Annotated in this window: 1 rRNA gene (cut by a window edge); it reads right to left on the reverse strand. The window is 61.7% G+C overall.

Annotation, left to right across the window (positions count from 1 at the left end):
• Nucleotides 1-42: 42 nt before the first annotated feature.
• Nucleotides 43-2500 (reverse strand): 23S ribosomal RNA (locus tag IEX61_RS11800); it runs 572 nt beyond the window's last position.

A 2500-nucleotide genomic window follows, 5' to 3' on the forward strand; every position in this document is an offset into this window, starting at 1 on the left:
TTGCCCCCTGAAAACCGGACCGCGGATGTGGGGGGATGTGAGTGGGTTAAGCCCTCGACCGATTCGGACCCGTCGGCTGAACGCGTTGCCGCGCTTACACCTCGGGCCGATCGACCTCGTCATCTCCGAGGGGTCTTACCCGGCTTACCCGGTGGGAAATCTGATCTTGAGGGGGGCTTCGCGCTTAGATGCTTTCAGCGCTTATCCCGGCCGCACATGGCTACCCAGCGGTGCCCCTGGCGGGACAACTGGTACACCAGCGGTGCGTCCACCCCGGTCCTCTCGTACTAGGGGCAGCTCCTCTCAGATTTCCTGCGCCCGCGACAGATAGGGACCGAACTGTCTCACGACGTTCTGAACCCAGCTCACGTGCCGCTTTAATGGGCGAACAGCCCAACCCTTGGGACCGACTTCAGCCCCAGGATGCGACGAGCCGACATCGAGGTGCCAAACCTCCCCGTCGATGTGGACTCTTGGGGGAGATCAGCCTGTTATCCCCGGGGTAGCTTTTATCCGTTGAGCGATGGCCCTTCCACGCGGGACCACCGGATCACTAAGCCCGACTTTCGTCCCTGCTCGACCTGTCGGTCTTGCAGTCAGGCTCCCTTCTGCCTTTGCACTCGACGCGCGATTTCCGACCGCGCTGAGGGAACCTTTGGGCGCCTCCGTTACCGTTTAGGAGGCGACCGCCCCAGTCAAACTGCCCGCCTGACACTGTCCCCCGACCGGATGGACGGCCGCGGGTTAGAATTTCGATACGGTCAGGGTGGTATCCCACCGGCGCCTCCACCAAGCCTGGCGGCTTGGCTTCGCAGGCTCCCACCTATCCTGTACAGACCGCACCAAAATTCAATATCAGGCTGCAGTAAAGCTCCACGGGGTCTTTCCGTCTAGTCGCGGGTAACCTGCATCTTCACAGGTACTACGATTTCGCCGGATCCCTCGCCGAGACAGTGCCCAAGTCGTTACGCCTTTCGTGCGGGTCGGAACTTACCCGACAAGGAATTTCGCTACCTTAGGACCGTTATAGTTACGGCCGCCGTTTACTGGGGCTTCGGTTCAGGGCTTCGCGCCGTAAGGCGCTCACCCTTCCCCTTAACCTTCCAGCACCGGGCAGGCGTCAGCCCCTATACATCGCCTTGCGGCTTCGCAGAGACCTGTGTTTGTGATAAACAGTCGCTTGGGCCTCTTCACTGCGGCCTCCTCGGGCTCATCACCCTACCGAGGCACCCCTTCTCCCGAAGTTACGGGGCCATTTTGCCGAGTTCCTTAGCGAGGGTTCTTCCGCGCGCCTGAGGATTCTCTCCCTGCCTACCTGTGTCGGTTTGCGGTACGGGCACCTCGCTCCATCGCTAGAGGCTTTTCTCGGCAGTGTGGGATCAGGGACTTCGGGTACTGAACTTCCCCTCGCCATCACGGCTCAGCCTTTGTGGCAGACGGATTTGCCTATCTGCCGGCCTAACCGCTTGGACGCGCACTTCCAGCCGCGCGNTGTGGCAGACGGATTTGCCTATCTGCCAGCCTAACCGTTTGGACGCGCACTTCCAGCCGCGCGCTCCCCTACCCTCCTGCGTCCCCCCATCGCTCAAGCGGAGCGGAGGTGGTACGGGAATGTCAACCCGTTGCCCATCGCCTACGCCTTTCGGCCTCGGCTTAGGTCCCGACTAACCCTGAGCGGACGAGCCTTCCTCAGGAACCCTTAGGCTTCCGGCGGACGGGATTCTCACCCGTCTTATCGCTACTCACACCGGCATTCTCACTTCCGCCCGCTCCAGCCGTCCTCACGGTCGGCCTTCGACGCTGGGCGGAACGCTCCCCTACCGCGCCGCTCCGAAAGGTGCGGCACCCGCAGCTTCGGCGGCGCGCTTAGCCCCGGTACATTTTCGGCGCAGCGTCACTCGACCAGTGAGCTATTACGCACTCTTTAAATGATGGCTGCTTCTAAGCCAACATCCTGGTTGTCTTCGCAACGCCACATCCTTTCCCACTTAGCGCGCACTTGGGGGCCTTAGCTGGCGGTCTGGGCTGTTCCCCTCTCGACCACGGACCTTAGCGCTCGCGGTCTGACTCCCGGGATTCGAGTGGCCGGCATTCGGAGTTTGACTGAGTTCGGTAACCCGGTGAGGGCCCCTAGCCCAATCCGTGCTCTACCTCCGGCACTCACATCCCGAGGCTAGCCCTAAAGCTATTTCGGGGAGAACCAGCTATCTCCGGGTTCGATTGGCATTTCACCCCTACCCACACCTCATCCGATGGTTTTTCACCACCAACCGGTTCGGGCCTCCGTCGGGCATTACCCCGACTTCACCCTGGGCATGGGTAGATCACCCGGTTTCGGGTCTACGGCCGCGTACTCAAGCGCCCTGTTCGGACTCGCTTTCGCTACGGCTCCGGCTCTCCAGCCTTAACCTCGCACGCGACCGTAACTCGCCGGTTCATTCTACAAAAGGCACGCCGTCACGCTTGCCCTTGCGGGCATCGCGCTCCGACTGCTTGTAGG

Origin of the sequence: Calditerricola satsumensis (assembly GCF_014646935.1) — a bacterium.
Lineage (GTDB): Bacteria > Bacillota > Bacilli > Calditerricolales > Calditerricolaceae > Calditerricola > Calditerricola satsumensis.